Here is an 18455-nt window from a genome sequence, read left to right as displayed (position 1 = left end):
GCGGCCGTTGCGGAAATGCTCGTTTGCCATCGGCACCGTTACCACTTCGAGCGCGTGCTGCACACCGCTGGCGATGCGAGATGAGCTGGCGATGTGGGCCACCAGGATCAACTTTCCGCCGGGCATCCATACCGGGGCCATGTATTGCGCACAACCCGAAGGTGCACACCACCGTGCCGAAGGTGGCGTCGGTGAACGGCAGACGGCACGCATCGCCTTGTCGCAACTCGATTTCGCGGTCTAGGTCGCGTGCACGGACTGCGGATTGCCGAAGAGCATGCGCTGCCGAACCGCATTTCGCGGCCATAAGAGCGGGATTTCTTGTCTCAGTATCGATGCCACCGCTCGGTGCGATCATGCGTGTTGACCACTCCGTTTCCCCTATCGCTCGTGTTGATGGGTATTTCGCAGCAGCGCCGGTAGATAGTGTTGGGCGACTCGAACTCTCCGGGCGATGGTAATGCGAGCCCCGTGCTTCGGCACGTTGGTGATGTTGCGTACTCGCCCGCGTTCTGCCCGGTTGCCGACAGCTGGCGTAAGGGTGTAGCGGGTGAGGATTTCGCGTAGCACGGTGGTGCCCTCCATGAGTGAGAACCCGGCACCGATGCAGCGGCGGACCCCGCCCCCAAACGGCAGCCAGGTGTTGGGTTCGACCTCGTTGTCAAGGAATCGCTCGGGCCGGTAGATGCCCGTGTCCAGGTAGCTGTCCGGGCGCTGGTGGGCCAGCAGGATGGAGGTGTTGACGACGGTGCCCGCGGGTAGGTCCCAGCCGCCAATGACTTGGTCGCGGGTGAGTTTGCGTGCGGTGGAAGCTATTACGGGGTGCAGCCGCATGGCTTCTTTCAGCACGGCTTCCAGATATGTGTCGTCGTTGTCACGGGCTGCCAGATAGGCGCGGTGCTGGATATCGGGATGGCGGGCTAGCTCATGCAGCGTCCACGCCAGGGCTGCCGCGGTGGTTTCGTGTCCTGCCAGCAGTAGCGTCACCAGCTGATCGCGCAGCTCGGCGTCGGTGAGGGGCGCGTCATCGCCTTGGTGACCGGCTTGCAGCAGCCTGGAGAGCACGTCGCTTCGCTGGCTCAGGTCGGCCGCTCGGCGGCGGCGGCCAATTTCGGTGTACAGCACCGCATCGATCTCGTTCTGGTTGTCGCGGAACCGCTTCCACGGTCCGAAACGGCCCAGCATCGGGAACACCCAGCCCAGCAGCATGATTGGGCTAACATCGACGATCCGGTTCAGCCTCGGCGCAAGCTGATGACGAGTGCGAGCATCGGTAACACCGAACACGACGCGCATGATGACCTCGAGGGTCAGTGCGTTCATCCGATCCAGCGCGCGAAGTGCGGTGTTGGGCTGCCACTGGTCGACCTCGGCGCGAGCCAGGCTTGCGACCAGGCTGCGGTAGCCACGCAGCGACGCACCGTTGAACGCCGGCATCAGCAGCCGACGCGCACGGGCATGCTCCGCTTCGTCGGTGAGCAGCACCGAATGCTCACCCATCACCGGTCCAAGGATCTGGTTGCCTTCACCGGCGTGGAGGTCACGCGGGTCGGCCGCGAAGATCTCTTTGATGTGTTCGGGCCGGTTGAACACCACCAGGTGGTCGGCATAGGGGGGAACGCGCAGCGAGAAAACATCTCCGTAGCGACCGGCCATAGCCGGAAGAAACCACGCACGATGGCGCTGGAACAGCACGCTTTGCACGGCCGCGGGCCATCGCGGACCGGGCGGATACAGCGATCCCATCGATGCCTCCCTGGGTCTACTGCGCCCAACACGTAAACGAATGTTTTATTCAAACGTTTGTTTACCAGGTAGGCTAGCGACATGCAAGATGCCGCCGATGACACGAGTAGCAAGGACCGCCTACTCAGGGGCGCTCTGACGTGCATTGCGGAGCAAGGCTATGCCGCAACCTCGTCACGCGACATCGCAAGAGCGGCGGGGGCGAACGTGGCCTCGATCAACTACCACTTCGGCAGCAAGGAAGCACTCGTCAATGCGGCGTTGAGCCAGTGTTTTGGGATGTGGAACCAGCGCGTCGAGCAGGCCTTCGAGGCGGCAGCGGGTCTGGCACCGCGTGATCAATTGGGCGCCATCTTGCATGCCGCGATCGATTCGTTCGCCGATCTGCGGTCGTCGGTGCACACGTGCGTTGAGTCGTATGCGCCGGCGCTGCGGTCACAGGAATTGCGAGAACGGCTCGCGGCGGGATATGCGGGAGTGCGTGATTCTGCTGTTCGGCTTGCGACCCAGCACAGGGGCGATGCGAGTATGTCGGCGCCACAGAACTTGGCCGCCATCGCGTCGGTGCTGATGGCGGTTTGCGACGGCCTGATGTTGCAATGGGTCGCGGACCCAGCGGCCACTCCGAATGCGGCCGAGACACTCGATGCGCTCAGTGCGCTAGGAATGCTGGCATCGATGGGTGCCAGTCAGTCTGCGGATTAGGACGCCGCCGCGCTGTGTGACGAGATGCAGTTCGCCCTCCGTGGCGGTTTGACGAACTGGTCAAGAGCGAAACAGGCTCGGTCTGCCACGCTCCCAGTGCGTCGTAATGGTCCTGCGTCATCTCAATGTCCACACCCGGGAGCGAGCTCGGGAATCAACCCGAGATTCAGCGCCACGTTCATGGTGTTGCCATAGCTGCGGCCAGGGTGGGTGTCAACGGCAAGGACGCCGTCGTGGATGTGGTTCCGCAACTGCTTGCAAAGCCACGCATACGCTCGCAGCCGCTTCACGTCCGCCAGGAGTGGCTCGTGGTACTGCGTTCGGACTGCGTTGTCGACGAAGGTCCGCGAGTCGAGTCAGCCCGAGCCTTTCCGAACCACGGACAGGTCGATCATCGCTTGCTAAGCACCTCCGCAGATATCGAAAACTGCCGCAAGATAGAGCAATTCACGGTCGAACGCTTCAGCGGCGGTCTCGGCAACAGCTTCCTTGCGCGTCCAGTCCAGAGGGTTCCCCAGTCATAGAGATTGACGATGGTCGCAGTCTGACTCCGTCGTCTCCCAGGTTCCGCCACAGTCCTCAGTTCTCGACCAGGTCAGGCAAAGGCTCGGCACCCGTCAGCCAATGGCGGCCAGCCTGGCGGGCCGCCGACCACTTGGGCACGCTCACCGCATCGTCTTGGCCCAACTCCGCCGGGGTAGGGCCGATGCGCTCGGCCAGCGCAGCCAGGGCGCCCACATCGAAGTTGTACACCTCGGCCGCTGCCAGGCCCAGAATCTTCCGGGTCTCGTCGACGGGAATGTCCCAAAACGAGCGCCGCAGCCATTCGCGGGTGTGCGGCCAGGTCCCTTCCGGATGCGGAAAGTCATTGCCCCACAACATATTGGACACGCCGATCTCGTAGCGCCGCGCCAGCTCCCGGCGCTCGGTGGTGGTTGCCCCAATGAAGCAATTGCGGTCGAAGTAGGCCGAGGGCGGCATCGTCAGATCGCCCTCCATCAGATGGCTCATCTTCTTGGCCGAGTGCGCACGCAGGTACCGCGTGTCCATCAGCCACAGCAAGTCGTTGGCCCAAAACGCACCGCACTCGGTGGCCCCCCAGCGCAGCCGGGGGAAGCGTTCGAACACCCCGGACCACAAGGCGAACCACAATGGCCGGGCCCCCCACCAGCGCACCTCGGTGACATAGATGCCGAGATGCCCTCCGTACTCCTCCTGCGGGGCGGAGCCGACGTGGGTGTGCACCGGCATCTGCAGGTCCTGGCAAGCGGCCCAAACCTTGTCGTAGCGACGGTCGTGATACGGCGGGTAGCCGACCCAGCGCGCCGGGATCATGATCCCGCCCCGCAGCCCGGACTCCGCCGCACGGGTGATCTCGGCAACCGCGGCATCGACGTCGGCCAGTATCGGCACCACCGCCACCCCGGCCCGCCGCTCGGGGCTGTGGCTACAGAGCTCGGCCAACCAACGGTTGTGGGCTCGCGCCCCGGCCATCGCCCGGCCCGGGTCGAGGTCGCCCGACTGGCCCAAGCCGGCACCGAACGGAGCCCCGGCGACCCCGGTTACGGCGTCGGCGTCGGGGAAGATCACCTCGCCGACCACCCCGTCGCCGTCGAGCTCCTTGTCCCGAAGACCGACATCCCAGCCGCCGGCGATGCCGTCGCCATGCTCGGAAAACCACTGCTGCGCGAACTGCTCGTCGATGAACCCGCCGACCTGCGACGCGGCTGCCTTCTCGGCCAGGTAGGCCGCGAATTCCTCCCGGTATTCCGGATCGACGTAGTCGCGGTACTGCTCGGTGGGCAGCTCCGCGTGGCAATCGGCGGAGATGACGACATAGTGCTCGAGGGGCTCCACAGTGGTCCTTTCGCTACCAGGCACGGATCGGGTCGGGCTCGAAGGCGGTGCTGGTGGCGTCGGCGGGCACGGTCGTCAGCGGCTCGGCGACCTCGGCCACGGTTGGGCCGATTCGGTCGGCCAGCGGTGCCAGCGTGTCGAGGTCGAAGCCGTAGACGGCCGCCGCGGTCCCGCCCACCATGGCCGCCACCTCGTCGGTCGGCACTCCGCTGAAGGTGTGGCGCAGCGCCTCCCGGGTATAGGGAGCGGTTCCCTCTAGGTGCGGGTAGTCGCTTCCCCACATGATCCGGTCGACGCCGATTCGATGGCGCTGGGCGCACTCGACCGGGCGCAGGAAGCTGGCACCGACGTAACACTGCCGGGCCCAGTACTGGCTGGGCTTGAGGGTCAGCGAGCCGGCGCTGGGCCCGGCGAAGCGGGCGATCGCCGAGTTCGGCCGCGCGTACCGGGCTGCTGCCACATCGAGCGAGTCGAGGGTCGCCGGTACCCACCCGGCGCCCTGCTCGGTGAAGACCAGGGTGAGGTCGGGATGCCGATCGAGTACACCGCTCAAGATCAGATGCCACAGCGCCCGGTGCGCCCACCAGTGCGACTCGTACACCCATACCGCCAACGAGCTGCCCCACCCGTCGGTCGGGCTGGGTCCGGCGCCGCCACCGTGGTGGTTGACCACCAGGCCGGCCTCCTCGCACGCCGCCCACAGCGGCTCCCAGTGCTCGGCATACAGCGGGGGAATGCCGGTGCCGGGGACCACCCCGGGCAACAGCACACCTCCGCGCAGCCCTAGCTGGGCGATATGTGCCACTTCGGCTACGGCTTTGTCGAGGTCCCCGAGCAGGATCTGGCCCACTCCGGCGCGCCGCTGCGGCGACAGGGCACAGAAGTCGGCCAGCCAACGATTGTGCGCCCGCAGCCCGGCCCAGCGCAGCTGCAGCTCCCGGGCAGTCTGCGGCGCGGAGGCGGCCAGGCTGCCCTGAGGAAAGAACGGCGGCACAGTATTGGGGAAAAGGACTTCCCCCGCTATGCCGTCTTGATCCAGCTCGGCGTTGCGCAAATCGCTGTTCCAGTTGTGCTCGGCGTCGGCCTCGGCAAGATCGCCGAACGGGTTAACGAACGTCGTTGCCCAGCCGTCGAACTCGTCGCGGTACTGCGGATCGAGATACTCGCGGTAGTCGAGCAGGTCGGCGCCGCCATGGCAGTCGGCCGAGATGATCGTGTACCGGTCCATCGCTATACCCGTACCGGCTCAGGGCCGGGGGCCGCGGACACGGCCGGGTCGTCGTAGCGCTGGTGCACGTAGGGCAGCAGCCACTCCTGGGGCACCCGCGCGGCGATCCGCCCGACCTGCACGGTGCGCCGACGGCACCAGGTGATCGACCTGATCTGGCGGATCACGATGTCGGCCACCGGGTCCAGCGGCGACTCGCTCAACTCCAGCGTGCCGTCGATGCTCTCCAGCAACTCGTAGTGCCGGTGGTACTCGCCGTAGACCAGGTGGGGGTCGGTGAGGCCGTTGCCGTCGGGGGCACGCAGGAACTTGAAGTAGAACTCGGTGTTCACCTGGTCGGGCGGCAGCTCCCCCGGACCGGTGATTCGGCCGTTCACTCGGATGAGCTCATAGCCCAGCCGGTCAACGGAGGCGGTGATGCGGTCGCTGTCGCGCTCCACGTGTATGTGGGCCAATTTCTTGGGCTCGCCGAATGTCTCGCGCCCACCCGTGACCGACTGTTCGGTGGACTGGGGCATGAAGAGGGGATAGTCGCCGCTGCGCTCGCCGTGCCGGGCGGCCACCGAAAACACCGCCGACCCGAACGGCGGCCTGGCCGCTATCCGTACCCGCTGCAGCTGCACCCGCACCAATGGCTCGTCGGCCGGCCGCAACGGCTGGGGCAGCACCGCCGCGACGATCTCCGGGTCGGTGAGGTAGGTGACCGTCACCGCCTCGGTGGCGATGGGCGCCTTGGTGGCGTCGACCTCGTGGTCGCCTTGCGCCTCGGGTGGGCGGGGACCGTAGCGAACTGCGGTGGTGATCAACGTTGCGCTCCTTCGGATTCGGGTTCCTGCCCGGCATGCCGGCCGAGGACGTCGACTAGGTAGTCCGGGTTGGCGCGAGCCAGGATCGATGCCGCCTTGCGGCTCACCACCTCATCGGCGGATGTGGGAGGACCCATCATCCAGAAGCGGTCCGCCCGGATACCCCGCACCACCTGGTCAGCGACCGTCTTGAGGGGGGTGAACTCGACGCGGCCGCCGGCCGCCTCGAAGCGCGCCACCACCTGTGCCAGCGTGTGCTCGGGTGTCCGACGCTCCTGGGTCGCGGCATAGCGCTGCGGCCGGTGCCGCCAGGACTCCCAGATTCCGGTGTCCAAGAAGCCGGTAGGAAATAGGACATGCGCCCGCACCCGCGTGCCGGTCATCTGCAGGTGGGTGTAGAGGCTCTCGGTGAGGCAGAGCACGGCGGCCTTGGTCATCGGGTAGACCGCGGTGGCCGGCCCGCCCATGGCGCCCCGGGCGATCGGGGCGAACCCGCCGTTGCCCGAGCAGGTGTTGACCACGTGTCCCTCGCCCTGCTCGAGCAGGATGGGTACGAAGGCCTTGATCCCGTGGATGACGCCCAGCACGTTGACGTCGATTCCCCAGCGCCAGTCGGCGAGGTCGTGTTCCCACAAATAGCCCTCGGAGACCCCGCCGGTGCCGGCGTTGTTGCACACCACGTGCACCGCGCCAAAGCGGCGCAGCGCCTCCTTGGCCAGCGACTCCACCGAGGAATAGTCGGTGACGTCGGTGATCACACCAACCACCTCGATGCCCTCGCCCGCAAGTTCTCGCGTCGCCTCGTCCAGCGGTGCGGCGAGGACGTCGGCCAGCACCACCCTCATGCCCTCCTGGCCGAAACGGCGGCCCATGGCCCGGCCGATGCCTCCGGCTCCGCCGGTGACGACCGCGACCTTGCGCTGGAGGTCCTTCATTGCGGCCATCGTCACATGGTCGCGCATATCGCTTCAAGGGGTCGCGATATTCGACCGGGATAGATTACGTACGGCGACCCGGCGCGACCCTCGGTCGACATGACCTACGATTGGCCAACCTGACCGTCCTAAGGTGACGCTTCACCACGGCCGTTGGCCGGCGGTGTGCGGCGATCGCATCGGCGAGGGGTTGAGGACGGTTGATGCCAGCGAACATCAAAGCTAGCGGGGCGGGTGCCGCCGGCGACATCGGCCAGCACCGGCCGGATGAGGTGACCGTCGGCTGTCACGACGTCGTGGTGCGCGCCGGGATCGAAACCGCTCCGCTGGACGTCGGGCGCTATCAGCACTTTGTGGATGACCCGGCCGCGGGCGCGTTGGTGACATTTGTCGGTGCGGTGCGTGACCATGACCGGGGTCAGCGTGTGGTGGCGCTGGAGTACAGCGCGCACCCGATCGCCGAGGCCGTGTTAGGCCGTCTCGCAGGCGATGTGGCGCACGTGCATCGGGGCGTGCGTGGGATCGCGGCCGGTCATCGGGTCGGTCGGCTGGACGTTGGGGAGGTGGCGTTGTGTGTTGTGGTGGCCGCCGAGCACCGCCGTCAGGCGTTCGATGCGTGCGGCGCGTTGGTTGAGGCAGTCAAACGTGACCTGCCGGTGTGGAAGCTTCAGGTCTTCACCGACGGCGAACGGCAGTGGGTCGGTGCGCCATGACGGTGATAAGCCTTGGCACGCCTCGCATTACGGTGCGGCCAAGCTACGACCGCCCGGAGAGCCGGTACTTGGTCGATAGATTCGGACGGCGGGCCGTGGACCTGCGGGTGTCGCTGACCGACCGGTGCAACCTGCGCTGCTCGTATTGCATGCCCGCCGGTGGCCTTGACTGGATGGCTGATTTCGATCGGCTCACCGATGACGAAGTGGTGCGCCTGGTTGCCATAGCGGTAGCACAGCTTGGCATCCGTGAAGTCCGATTCACTGGCGGTGAGCCGCTGCTGCGTCGCGGCTTGGAGTCCATTGTCGCTCGGGTCGCGCGATTGCGTCCCAGACCGCGAATCTCGTTGACCAGCAACGGTATCGGTTTGACTCGGCGGGCCGCCCCGCTGGCTGCGGCCGGTGTGGACCGGGTCAATGTGTCACTGGACACGCTGCGACCCGACCGCTACCAACGGATCACCCGCCGCGACCGGTTGCGTGATGTGCTGGCCGGTTTGGCTGCGGCCAAAGACGCCGGGCTGGGTCCGGTGAAAATCAACTCGGTTCTGCTGCGCGGTGTCAATCACGACGAGGCGACCTCGCTGTTGGGTTTTGCGTTGGCTCACGACTATGAGCTGCGATTCATCGAACAGATGCCGTTGGATGCCCAGCATGGCTGGGATCGCGGGACAATGGTTGAGGCCGAGGAGATTTTGAGCAGTCTGCAGGCCGAATTCGAACTCACGGCCGACCGCGAAGAACGCGGCCCGGCGCCGGCCGAGCTGTGGCTGGTAAACGGCGGGCCCGGCAAAGTCGGAGTCATCGCGTCGGTGACCAAACCTTTTTGCGCCGGCTGCGACCGTACCCGGCTCACCGCCGACGGGCAGCTTCGGTCGTGTCTGTTCAGCAGCGCAGAAACCGACCTGCGATCGATGCTGCGCACCGGCGCCACCGACAGCGACATTGCCCAATGCTGGCGAGACGCCATGTGGGCCAAAGCTCCCGGACACGCGATCAACACGCGCGGCTTTCTTCAGCCCAGCCGGCCGATGAGCGCGATCGGCGGGTGATCGCGATGCCGACCGTCACCGTCCGCTATTTCGGCGCCGCGCGCGCTACGGCCGGACAGCTGCAGGAGGCGGTGGCGGTCCAGGCGGGCGATACCGTCGCGCAGCTGGTGAGCGCGATCGAGCAGCGCCACGGCAAGCGGATGGCAGAGCTGTTGCAGCGCTGTAGCTTTCTGCTCGACGAGGTGGCCGTCACCTCCGAGCTGCGCGAGGTCACGCACGGCTCGACGCTTGACGTTCTGCCGCCATTCGCTGGAGGCTGACCGTGCGAAACATGCTGCGGCTGGCTGACACTCAAGTGCCCATTAACCCGACGATCGCGCGGCGATGGAGTCCCCGGGCGTTCGACCCGCGGGCCGTTGTCACAGCAGACCAAGTCATTGCGTTGCTAGAGGCGGCCCGCTGGGCGGCCACCTGGGGACGGCGCCAGCCGGTCCGTTTCGTGGTGGGAATCCGCGGCGACGCGACGTTCGTTGCGCTCGCCGGACTGCTCAACCCGGGAAACAGCTATGCCAAAGCCGCCAGCGCGCTGATCCTGGTGTGTGCCGACCAAGGCGATAACGACCGGACCGCAACATATTCGGCGTTGGATGCCGGTGCGGCCATCGCGCAACTGAGCATCGAGGCCCAGTCACGATCGCTCGTCGTTCACCCGATGGCCGGCTTCGACGTTGCGGCCGCCCACCGCGAGTTCGACATCCCCAACCGAGCGCGTCCGCTGGCGATCGTTGCAGCCGGATTCCTCGGCGACTACACCGACGTCGATCCGGAGATCGCTCGCCGGGACGGGGCGCCACGGCGGCGGCTGCCGTTGCGCCAAATAGCCTTCGCTCGCCGGTGGGGCCAAGCGTTCGAGCCGGCACCGGGCACCCACAACCGGGGCAGCGCAGGGCCGCCCCAACCGGGGGCATTGGCAGGCTCGTGAACCTAGGCCATGCCATCCCGCTAGTGAACTCATCGGGCGCACAACGTCAGCAACTTTTCATTTGCGCGGTGCGCATTCTTGTCCCCGGTGTACTGTAGGGCCGCCCGCGACACCCTATCCTTCGGCGCGCAGGAGTGACCATGATTCCATCGACGGCGCTGTCTGCGCTGGACAGCGCAGTTCTCGGCGGCTTGCACACCACCGACGAGCTGCGCGCGATCCTCGGCGAGCGAGGGTTACTGGCCCGTTACCTGCAGGTTGAGGCGGAGCTGGCGGCGGCGCAAGCCGACCTGGACATGGTCCCAGCCGAAGTTGCGCCAGCGCTGCGCGCCGTGACGCCCGACGACCTCGACATCGCACGCCTTGCCAGCCGCACGAACGCGGCCGGGTATCCGATCGTGGGCCTCGTCGAACAACTCGCGGCGATCCTGCCCGACGGTCTTGGGCAGTACGCCCACTGGGGGGCCACCACCCAGGACATCATGGACACCGCTGTGGTCCTGCAGGTCGTCGCGGCGCTGGACGTCATCGAGCGGGACCTGCTGCACACGTTGGCCGCGCTAACGAGTCTGGACACTCAGCATGGCGGCGCGGTGATGGTCGGTCGCAGCCAACTGCAGCAGGCCCTCCCGATCACCTTCGGGTACCGCGTGGCGTGCTGGACCGCGCCGCTGCTACGCCATCTGGACCGGCTCGCCGAGCTGCGGCCCCGGGTCGCGGTGGTTCAACTCGGCGGCGCTGTCGGCAGTCTCGCCTCCATGGCGCCGCACGGTCTGGACGTTCGCCGCGAGCTGGCCCGGCGTCTCGGCTTGGCCGCGCCGTCGATCAGCTGGCACGCCACCCGTGATTGCTTGGTCGAGGTCGTCGCCTGGGCCGCACAAGTGGCGGCCTCGTTGGGCAAGATCGGGCTCGACATCGTCGTCGGTTCCCAGACCGAACTCGCCGAGCTGAGCGAGCCCAGCGCACCCGGTCGCGGCGTCAGCAGCACCATGCCGCAGAAACGCAATCCCATCGGCTCACAACAGCTCATCCGAGCCGCGCGGCTGACCCGCACCTACCTGGACCTTGCCCTGGACGGCGCCGTGGCCGATTGTGAACGAGCGACGGCCGTCTGGTCGCTGGAGTGGCACTCGGTGGCCCCGGCGCTGGCCGTCTGCGGCGGCGCCGTTCGCGCCGCGGCCGACGTGCTGGCCGGGCTGCACGTGGACGCCGCGGCAATGGCGGCCAATCTCGACCGGACCCACGGGATGCTCATGGCCGAATCGGTGATGATGCGGTTGGCGCCGGAACTCGGCCGCCAGGCCGCCCACGACCAGTTGGAAACCCTGGTCACCGCCTCCCTCGAGAGCGGCGAGTCGTTCGCCACCCTGGTTGCGCGCCGCGACCCGAAGCTGGCCGACGCCGTAACGCCGGCCGCCTACCTCGGACACGTCAAGGAACAAACCGCCGCCGTCATGGAGGCGGCCGCGCGGCGGCGGACAGACATCGACGCAGGACAACGCGACATGACCTCGATCGCCGCTGCGGAACTTGTCAGCAGAGGTTCGATGCGGTGACCCGGGCGTCGGCCGCTGGTGCTGACGCGGGCCGCTGTGGTGCTGCTGCCCGCAGTGCCCGGCCGGTCAGCACCCGCAGCAGGATGCCGTAGCCGATCACGAGTGCCCCCACCGCGCTGAGCAACGGCGCGAACACGGTCAGCGGTGGCCAGTTCGTGTCGACGATCACGTAGTTGGGCTGTTGGCGCTGCAACGCGGGGATGACGTCGTCGCGAAAGTAGTCCCTGATCAGCGGGACTGAGCGGGCCGGTGCACCGGAAAAGCGGGTCAGCCCGTCGGTGCCGGGCACCTGCGCCCAGCCGTCGGTGACCCGCCGCAGGTTGGTGACCACCTGGTACACCTTCGGCACTGCCGCGCGCAGGGCCGCCCACATCTGCGCCGGCGTCACGTGGGTCGCGGCGGCCAGCTGGTCGACCAGCCTGGCGGCATCGGCGGCGGACGCCGAGAACGGCACTCCGTCGAGCAGGCTGGCGGTGTGCGGAAAATCCAGTGCCACCAGGGCGCGCACGTCGCCGGGGGGAACGCCCACCTGGTGTGCGACGTAGTCGAGCAGCTTGGGGTACTCCTGCATGACGCCGCCGTCGGGCAGCACCGCCGGCCCCAGCGCATTGACGAAGATCGACACGAACTCGATGCCGGCGCGATCGCCCGCGATGCGGTCGGCCGCGAAGACCGGGCGGGTGTCGTCGAGCAGCTGCTGCCCACCGATCAGGCGCGGGAACAGGTTGAGTCCGAGCACCAGCCCGATCACGGCCACCCCGACCACCGGGACCACCGCCCACGCCTGCCGTAGCGCAGTGCGCGGCGCCCCTGCTCGGGTCACGACCAGCATCGCCGCGCCGAACGCGATCACCACGATCCCCAGCGCCAGCAGTAGCGGAGCCAGGAAGCCGACACCGCCGCGGGTGCCCAACGGTCGAAAGTTGTCCTGCTGACGCTCGACGGGGGCGACCACCTCTTGGCTGAGGTAGTCACGCAGCTGCGGCATGGTGCGCACCGGCCGGCCGTCGAATCGGGTCAAGTGCTCGGTGCCGGGTATGGCGGACCAGCCCGCGGTCAGCTGCGGCAGGTTGACGATCACCTGGTAGATCATCGGGTAGTCGGTCGCCAGCAGCTGGGTGACCCGCTCGGGTGGCAGGAACAAGACGGTGCCCAGGTAGTGGACGAGCTTGGGCAGCTCGGCGCTGACCGCGGTAAGCGGCAGCGAGGTGAGGAACCCGTCGATGTAGGGGTAATCCTGGCGCAGCATCGCCTGCACGTCGGCGGCGGGACGGCCGGTCTGCGTTGCGACGAACTCGACCAGCCTGGGCACCTCGGCGGCCGCGCCGTCGGGGTACATCATCGCGTCGGCGGCGTCGGTGGCTGCGGAAACGATCTCGACGCCGCCGCGGTCGCCGGTGACCCGGTCCGCGGTGAACGCGGGATTGAGATCGTCCACCATGGACTGGGCGGCGGTTAGTCGCGGGAACAGCTGCCAGGACACCACGAGGATGACCACGACGACGCCGAGCAGGCTCACGCCGGCCCACGCGACCACCAGCCGCCGCGCGGCCTCCGCCGTCAGCTCGTGGGCCCCAGCATCCTTTTCCATCCGTCGTCTCCTGTGTCGCGGGAGTTTTCGACGACGTAGCGCACGCCGTCGGCCCCGGTGATCTCGCCGCTTTGGGTGGCCAGGCCCGCGCTGGGCGGCCCGGCCGGTGTGTAGCGACACGGGTTGGGTTGCTGTCCGTCGCACACCACGGCGCCCGCGCCTGGCCGCGACAGCGGGTCGCTGAGCGGCGGGGGCGTTCCCGGCACGCGATCGGCGGGGGCCGGATTGAGCCCGGTGTCGATCGTCGGCGCGGGGATGACCAGGCCCGGCTTCACCGGCTGATCGCAGCGCGCCGCCGGCGCCGGGCAGGTCAGGATCTGGTTGGGGTCGCCGTACCACGGGTTGGTGCCCGCCGGAACGTAGGGCTGGCCGCCGCGGCAGTCCAGCGGGGAGGCGGCCCGCGTGCCGGGCGCGTCGACGCACGCAAGGTTGCGGGCCCCGCGCACGGCGTTGGCCGGGGTGTCCTGCGGGATCTTGCAGTAGCTGCCCGACGGCAGCGGCGCAATGCTGGTATCGGCGGGGGAACGCCACTGGGACGCCGGGACGAAACCGGTCAGGCAGGGCGGCGGCTGGTTGATCGCCAGCCCCAGATTGATGCTGGCCTCGCCGGGGAAGGCCAGCGTCGTCGTCTGGGCGACGGAGCCGACCTGCGGCAGCAGCACCAGCACCTGCTCGAGGCCCGGGTGGTAGCGCAGCAGCAGCCCGGTCAGCACCTCGAGGTTGGCCAGCGTCTGCGGCAGCGGCTCGGCCACGCCGGCGACCGTGTCGGTGGCGGTGTCGAGGGTCGGCGCGGCCGCGGCGAGCAGGCTTTGCAGCTGCGGGTCTTGCTGCGCGGTCTGCGTCGCCACCAGGTTGAGGTTGTGCACCCATCGCCGGATGTCGTCGCCGGTGGCGACTTGGCTGTCGAGCAGCGGCCCGGCCCGCGCGATGATGTCGTCGATGTCGGCGGTGTTGGCCGCGAAGTCGCCGGCGAGCGCCTGCGTCGAATCGACCAGCCGGTGCAGCGCCGGGCCCAAGCCGCCGACCGCCCGCGCCGTTTCGTCGAGTAGCGCCGGGATTTTGTCTTTCGGCAACGCCGCCAGGCTGCGGTCCAGCGCGTCCAGCGCGGTGCCGATGTCTCCGGGCACCGTGCCCCGGGTGATGGTTTGCCCGGGTGCCAGGAACGTGCCGGGCTTGCCGTCGGACACCGCACTGTCGGACACCGCACTGTCGGACACCAGGTCCAGATACTGCTCGCCGACGGCCGACACCGAGTGCACGTTGGCGGTGGCGTCGACCGGGATCCGGTAGCGCTGGTCGATGCTCATGGTGACTTGCGCGCCGGTGTGGGTCGGCTCGACGGCGGTGACCTTGCCGATGGTGGCGCCGCGGTAGGTCACGTTGGCGGTCCGGTACAGACCGCCGGAGGCCGGCAGATCCGCCTTGAGGGTGTACTGCCCGATGCCGGCCAGCGCCGGCAGGCGCAGGTAGTAGCCGCCCAGCACCGTCATGGTGATCACGGTCAACAGGGCGAACAGCGTCAGCTGACGGCGGATGTATCCGGTGACCATGTCATTGGCCTCGTTCGACCAGCGGCCCGCCGGGCGCGTCGTTGGGGTTGGGGGTGAACCGGACGTCGGGGATCATGGTCGCCGGGTCGCGCCCCCAGGACTGCTCGAGCGCCCGCAGCGCCCCCGAGAAGCCGGTTCCGGTGAGCAGTCCGTTGTCCAGCGCGCTGAGCGTCAGATCGACGTCGAGTGAGACGTTGATGTAGTCGCCGCGGAATGTCTTGGGCACAGCGTCGATGTCGAACGGCGCGGTCAACGCCAGTTTCAACGCGGGGATCAGATCCGGCGCGGCCCGAACCAGCTGCGCCAGCGGCCGCTGCAGGGACACCAGATCCCGATACAGGCTGGTCTGGGACAGCCCCACCGTCCGGGCGGTGATATCGCTGAACCGTCCGAGCGCCTCAACGGCGTCGATGACGCGACCGCGCGAGTCGGTCAGGTACTTCACCAACGGGGGCAGTTCACTCAGCGCCCGGTTCAGCGTGGCGTGGTGTGCGGCAGCCATGGCCAAGACCCGGTCGGCCGAGTCGATGACGTGGGTGATGTCGCCGATCTGCTCGTCCAGCTTGGCGGTGAAGGTGTCCAGCTTGTCCAGCAACGCGCGGATCTGGTCACCGCGACCGTTGACGATGTCGTAGACCTCGTTCTGGATCGCCTCCAGATTGGCCACCCCGCCGCCGCGCAGCAGCGCGGCGATGCTGGCCAGCGTCTGCTCGGTGGTGGGGAACGCCGACGAGTGCTTTAGGTCGATGGTGTCGCCATCGTGCAGCGGGGTGGGCGAGGGATGCTCGGGCGGGGCGGCCAGCTCCAGGTGCTGGGTGCCCAGCAAACTGGTCTGGCCGATCTTGGCGGTGGCGTTGCGCGGCAGCCGGACACCCTGGCGTAGCCGGATCGTCAACGTGGCGACCCAGTTCCGTACTCGAATATCGCGCACCTGGCCGACGTAGACATCGGCGACCATGACCTTGCTGTTGGGGGTGAGCCCCAGGGTGTCGGGCAGCTGCACGTAGACGGTGTAGGCGCCGGGCCCGTCGCCGGGGCCGCCGGGGATGGGCACGTTGGCGATGCCGCGCCACTGCCCGCAGGAGTTCAGCGCCAGCGCGCTCATCAGCAGGATCACCGCGCGTCGCAGGCCGCGGGTCATCGGCCCGCTCCGGGCTGCGCGTATGCGGGTGAGGCGGCGGCCGGCGTCGGCGGCACCGGACCCGGGATCACGTCCGGCCCGGGAGCCGGCGGCGGACCGGGCTGCGGATACCAGGGCGGCGGCAGCGGGCTGGACTCGTCGTAGGCGTTGGGTGGACCGGCCATGTTCTGGCCCGCGGCAGGGGGTTCGGCGTCCGGCCCACCCAGCAGCTCAGCCAGCGACTGGGGCGTCAGTAGCCGCTCGGTGGCCGGGGCCACCCGCACGCCCTGCATGCCGGGCGCCGTGGCCCATCCCGCCCCGACATTGCCGCGGGAGAACAACGTGTCCGGCGCGAAGAGGCCCGGCACGGTGGTGTCTTTGTACCCGGGTGGTGGCTGTAGCCGCGGCTCGGAGTAGGCGATTTCTTTGGGCTGGGTCTCCGCGGTGGTGAACGGCATCAGACCGAACGGCAGGTAGTTGAACTTCATGGCGTCCAGCACGGGTGTGAGGTACTGCGCGCACAGCTCGGCGGAATCCTGGTAGCCCAGCCGGCTGCCGGCCTGGATCGCGCTGCAGATCAGCGTCAGCGGGTTGGCGAAGTTGACGACCGCGGGGATCAGGGTCAGCGCGCCGTGGCTGGGGTGATAGGCGTTGCTGGCGTTGGCGGCGAAGGTAGGGAACACGTGCAGGAAGGTCTCCAGGGCGGTGGCGGTGTCGGGTTGGGCCAGCGGGGTGCTCGCCGCGGCGAGATTGTCGACGTCGCGGGTCAGGGTGGGGCCGTTGGTGTCGAGGAAGTTGCGCAGCACGGGCAGCAGGGTGTTGAGGTGTTCCACGGCGTCGGCGACCTCGTGGTCGTTGGGGGTCAGGCTGGAGGTGATTTGCGCCAGGTTGGTGTTCAGCGACGCCAGCTGCTGCTCGTTGATTTTCAGGGCGGTCAGGAAGGCGGCCAGCCCGCGCAGCACGGCGAACGTTTCGCCGCGGCTCTCGTTGAGGGCGGTCAGCGCGGTCGACACGCTGTTCAGCGAGTCGTTGATCGCTGCGCCCTTGCCGGCCAGTCCGTCGGCGAGTGATTCGATCGTCTTTCCGAGCGGCCCGGTGGGCTGCTCGGGGGTGGGGCCCAGCGCGGACACCGTAGTGCTGATGCTGTCGCGCAGCTCGTCCCATTCCACCGGCACCTGGGTGCGTTCGATCGGGATGACGGCGTGGTTGGGCAGCACCGGTCCGCCGTTGTAGGGCGGCTCCAGTTGGATGCTGCGGGAGGCGACCAGGGTGGGGTTGAGGATCACCGCGGCCGCCTGGGCGGGCACCTTGTATTTGCTGGGATAGTGAAACGTCACCTTCATCGTGTTGCCGGCCGGCTCGACCTGGTCGACGGCCCCCACCGGCACGCCCATGATGTCGACCTCGTCGCCCGGATACAGGGCGTTGGCGTGCGCGAAGTAGGCGATCACCGTGGTGGTGGTGGCCAGGCGATACACGTGCACCCCCGAATAAGCGGCGGTCAGGGCCGCCGCGACCGTCAGCGCCGCGACGATGACGGACTTGCGCGGCCGGCGCCGCAGCTTGATCACCGGCCGCTGCCTTCAGTGCGGCCGCCGGGCGGCGCGGGCGGTAGCGGCACCGGGGTCCCGGGAAGGGCCGGCGGTGGCGCACCGGGCAGGCCGGCCACCGGGATGCCAGCGGCCGGCGGTGGGCCGCCGGGATGGGGTGGCGAGGTCTGCACGTCGACCGGCGCCGGGAATCCCGGACCGCCGAACGGGCCGACGGTCAGGCCGGCGCAGGGCAGCGGAGTGCCCGGGTTGGGCAGGCCGTCGGCGGCGGGAGTGTAGGAGCAGGGCGATCCGGGCGGGACGGCGGGGCCGGGGTGCTCTGGGGTGCCTTCGTGCACCGGAGGCGCGGGCGGCGGCGCGCCGTTGGGCAGCCGGGTCCCGTTGGGATCGGGCCACTGAAACGCCGGGAGCCCGGCGCCGCGCCAGAAGTCCTGCGGATCGATGCCGCGTTTCTTGAAGGCGGCGTCGAGCCACGGTTGCAGCACCTGGGATGGGAGCAGATTGAAGATCGCCGCCTTCACGTACGGCCCCGACGAGACGATTTCGGACAGCGACGCCACGAACTTGCCGAGTTGGGTGACCGTACCGGCCAAATCGTCGCGGCGTCTGAGAAGCACGTCGCTGATGGTGCCCACCTGTTGGAGCACCGTCGAGAGGTTCGGGTTGTCGTGCAGCAGCCCCTGCACCTGGGTGGTGACGGCTGTGACGTTGCTCAGCAGGGAATTCACGGCCTGGGCGCGCTGGTTGACGGCGGCCAGCAGCAGCTGCGCGTTGACCAGCAGCCGGTTGATCTGTTCGCCGTGGATCCCGAGCACTCCGGCCACCTTGCTGACCTCGCCGAGCAGGTGCTTGACCCGCTCGTCGCGTTTGCCGACGGTGTCGGCGAAGCGCTGCAGCCCGTCGAGGGTGGCCCGCAGGTGCGGGTGGGTCTGGCTGACCGTGTCGGACAGGACATGCAGCGACCGCTTGACGGTGTCGATGTCCCAGCCGGTCGCGGCCTTCGTTGCGTCGAGGAACGCGTCGTAAATCTGGTAGGGGGTGCTGGTCTGGCCCATCGGCAGGGTGCCGTTGGGCCGCAGCGCCTGCTCGCCGCGCGGTTCGATGTCCAGCACCTTTTTGCCCAG

The 18455-nt window shown here is 68.3% G+C and carries 17 protein-coding genes; 7 read left to right on the top strand and 10 right to left on the bottom strand.

Annotated features, from left to right (window positions below):
• Positions 1-73: 73 nt before the first annotated feature.
• Entirely contained in the window at positions 74-244 is a 171-nt protein-coding gene (locus F0Q45_RS27460) for a hypothetical protein (protein ID WP_188112753.1), read from the top strand.
• A gap of 137 nt (positions 245-381) precedes the next feature.
• Here F0Q45_RS27460 and F0Q45_RS02130 read toward each other — a convergent pair whose 3' ends face one another.
• Positions 382-1746: a cytochrome P450 gene (locus tag F0Q45_RS02130; protein WP_149652339.1), complete on the bottom strand. Its 1365-nt coding sequence runs from the start codon at positions 1744-1746 to the stop codon at positions 382-384.
• A gap of 81 nt (positions 1747-1827) precedes the next feature.
• Here F0Q45_RS02130 and F0Q45_RS02125 point away from each other — a divergent pair, with 81 nt between their 5' ends.
• Complete coding sequence (locus tag F0Q45_RS02125; protein WP_149652338.1) at positions 1828-2451, top strand: TetR/AcrR family transcriptional regulator; 624 nt, start codon at positions 1828-1830, stop codon at positions 2449-2451.
• Positions 2452-3030: 579 nt separating this feature from the next.
• Here F0Q45_RS02125 and F0Q45_RS02115 read toward each other — a convergent pair.
• Genes F0Q45_RS02115 through F0Q45_RS02100 form a run of 4 tightly spaced genes read right to left on the bottom strand, consistent with a single transcriptional unit; the run spans position 3031 to position 7277 of the window.
• Positions 3031-4308, bottom strand: a complete 1278-nt coding sequence (locus F0Q45_RS02115; protein WP_149652337.1) for an amidohydrolase family protein — start codon at positions 4306-4308, stop codon at positions 3031-3033.
• Positions 4309-4321: 13 nt separating this feature from the next.
• Positions 4322-5536 (bottom strand): amidohydrolase family protein, encoded by a 1215-nt coding sequence (locus F0Q45_RS02110; protein WP_149652336.1) that lies wholly within the window; start codon positions 5534-5536, stop codon positions 4322-4324.
• 2 nt (positions 5537-5538) lie between these two features.
• Entirely contained in the window at positions 5539-6342 is an 804-nt protein-coding gene (locus F0Q45_RS02105) for an acetoacetate decarboxylase family protein (protein WP_149652335.1), read from the bottom strand.
• The gene (locus tag F0Q45_RS02100; protein WP_149652383.1) at positions 6339-7277 is read right to left on the bottom strand and encodes an SDR family NAD(P)-dependent oxidoreductase; all 939 of its coding nucleotides are present in this window, start codon (positions 7275-7277) and stop codon (positions 6339-6341) included. Before F0Q45_RS02100 ends, F0Q45_RS02105 begins: the two co-directional genes overlap by 4 nt.
• Before the next feature lie 203 nt (positions 7278-7480).
• Here F0Q45_RS02100 and F0Q45_RS02095 point away from each other — a divergent pair, with 203 nt between their 5' ends.
• The 5 genes from F0Q45_RS02095 to F0Q45_RS02075 all read left to right on the top strand — a co-directional run bounded on the left by F0Q45_RS02095 (position 7481) and on the right by F0Q45_RS02075 (position 11520).
• The gene (locus F0Q45_RS02095; protein ID WP_149652334.1) at positions 7481-7990 is read left to right on the top strand and encodes a molybdenum cofactor biosynthesis protein MoaE; all 510 of its coding nucleotides are present in this window, start codon (positions 7481-7483) and stop codon (positions 7988-7990) included.
• On the top strand, positions 7987-9042 hold the full coding sequence (gene moaA, locus F0Q45_RS02090) for a GTP 3',8-cyclase MoaA (protein ID WP_149652333.1): 1056 nt from the start codon (positions 7987-7989) through the stop codon (positions 9040-9042). The genes F0Q45_RS02095 and moaA overlap by 4 nt, the downstream gene beginning before the upstream one ends.
• Positions 9043-9047: 5 nt before the next feature.
• Positions 9048-9302, top strand: a complete 255-nt coding sequence (locus F0Q45_RS02085; RefSeq protein ID WP_149652332.1) for a MoaD/ThiS family protein — start codon at positions 9048-9050, stop codon at positions 9300-9302.
• Positions 9303-9313: 11 nt separating this feature from the next.
• On the top strand, positions 9314-9964 hold the full coding sequence (locus F0Q45_RS02080; RefSeq protein ID WP_149652331.1) for a nitroreductase family protein: 651 nt from the start codon (positions 9314-9316) through the stop codon (positions 9962-9964).
• A 140-nt stretch (positions 9965-10104) separates the two neighbouring features.
• Positions 10105-11520, top strand: a complete 1416-nt coding sequence (locus F0Q45_RS02075; protein ID WP_149652330.1) for a class-II fumarase/aspartase family protein — start codon at positions 10105-10107, stop codon at positions 11518-11520.
• Here the strand turns inward: F0Q45_RS02075 and F0Q45_RS02070 are convergent.
• The 5 genes from F0Q45_RS02070 to F0Q45_RS02050 form a co-directional block, all read right to left on the bottom strand.
• On the bottom strand, positions 11498-13111 hold the full coding sequence (locus tag F0Q45_RS02070) for a hypothetical protein (protein ID WP_188112751.1): 1614 nt from the start codon (positions 13109-13111) through the stop codon (positions 11498-11500). The genes F0Q45_RS02075 and F0Q45_RS02070 overlap by 23 nt on opposite strands.
• Positions 13081-14661, bottom strand: coding sequence for an MCE family protein (locus F0Q45_RS02065; protein ID WP_149652329.1), 1581 nt, complete (start codon positions 14659-14661; stop codon positions 13081-13083). The genes F0Q45_RS02070 and F0Q45_RS02065 overlap by 31 nt, the downstream gene beginning before the upstream one ends.
• Before the next feature lies 1 nt (position 14662).
• Positions 14663-15802, bottom strand: coding sequence for an MCE family protein (locus tag F0Q45_RS02060; RefSeq protein WP_149652328.1), 1140 nt, complete (start codon positions 15800-15802; stop codon positions 14663-14665).
• Positions 15799-17352: a virulence factor Mce family protein gene (locus F0Q45_RS02055; RefSeq protein ID WP_149652327.1), complete on the bottom strand. Its 1554-nt coding sequence runs from the start codon at positions 17350-17352 to the stop codon at positions 15799-15801. Before F0Q45_RS02055 ends, F0Q45_RS02060 begins: the two co-directional genes overlap by 4 nt.
• On the bottom strand, positions 17349-18455 hold a 1107-nt coding region (locus F0Q45_RS02050), incomplete at its 5' end, for an MCE family protein (protein WP_149652326.1). The genes F0Q45_RS02050 and F0Q45_RS02055, both read right to left, overlap by 4 nt.

Origin of the sequence: Mycobacterium simiae, from assembly GCF_008370645.1 — a bacterium.
GTDB classification, from domain to species: domain Bacteria; phylum Actinomycetota; class Actinomycetes; order Mycobacteriales; family Mycobacteriaceae; genus Mycobacterium; species Mycobacterium simiae_A.
Note: the sequence above shows the minus strand (reverse complement) of the source record. Positions and strands in the feature narration are given on the sequence as shown.

Bases quoted from the DNA above. Each gene is read 5' to 3' on its own strand.
- F0Q45_RS02075 (WP_149652330.1), top strand. From the start codon at position 10,105: ATGATTCCATCGACGGCGCTGTCTGCGCTGGACAGCGCAGTTCTCGGC.
- F0Q45_RS02100 (WP_149652383.1), bottom strand. From the start codon at position 7,277: ATGAAGGACCTCCAGCGCAAGGTCGCGGTCGTCACCGGCGGAGCCGGA.
- moaA (WP_149652333.1), top strand. From the start codon at position 7,987: ATGACGGTGATAAGCCTTGGCACGCCTCGCATTACGGTGCGGCCAAGC.
- F0Q45_RS02080 (WP_149652331.1), top strand. From the start codon at position 9,314: ATGCTGCGGCTGGCTGACACTCAAGTGCCCATTAACCCGACGATCGCG.
- F0Q45_RS27460 (WP_188112753.1), top strand. From the start codon at position 74: ATGCGAGATGAGCTGGCGATGTGGGCCACCAGGATCAACTTTCCGCCG.
- F0Q45_RS02065 (WP_149652329.1), bottom strand. From the start codon at position 14,661: ATGGTCACCGGATACATCCGCCGTCAGCTGACGCTGTTCGCCCTGTTG.
- F0Q45_RS02060 (WP_149652328.1), bottom strand. From the start codon at position 15,802: ATGACCCGCGGCCTGCGACGCGCGGTGATCCTGCTGATGAGCGCGCTG.
- F0Q45_RS02070 (WP_188112751.1), bottom strand. From the start codon at position 13,111: ATGGAAAAGGATGCTGGGGCCCACGAGCTGACGGCGGAGGCCGCGCGG.
- F0Q45_RS02125 (WP_149652338.1), top strand. From the start codon at position 1,828: ATGCAAGATGCCGCCGATGACACGAGTAGCAAGGACCGCCTACTCAGG.
- F0Q45_RS02110 (WP_149652336.1), bottom strand. From the start codon at position 5,536: ATGGACCGGTACACGATCATCTCGGCCGACTGCCATGGCGGCGCCGAC.
- F0Q45_RS02130 (WP_149652339.1), bottom strand. From the start codon at position 1,746: ATGGGATCGCTGTATCCGCCCGGTCCGCGATGGCCCGCGGCCGTGCAA.
- F0Q45_RS02085 (WP_149652332.1), top strand. From the start codon at position 9,048: ATGCCGACCGTCACCGTCCGCTATTTCGGCGCCGCGCGCGCTACGGCC.
- F0Q45_RS02095 (WP_149652334.1), top strand. From the start codon at position 7,481: ATGCCAGCGAACATCAAAGCTAGCGGGGCGGGTGCCGCCGGCGACATC.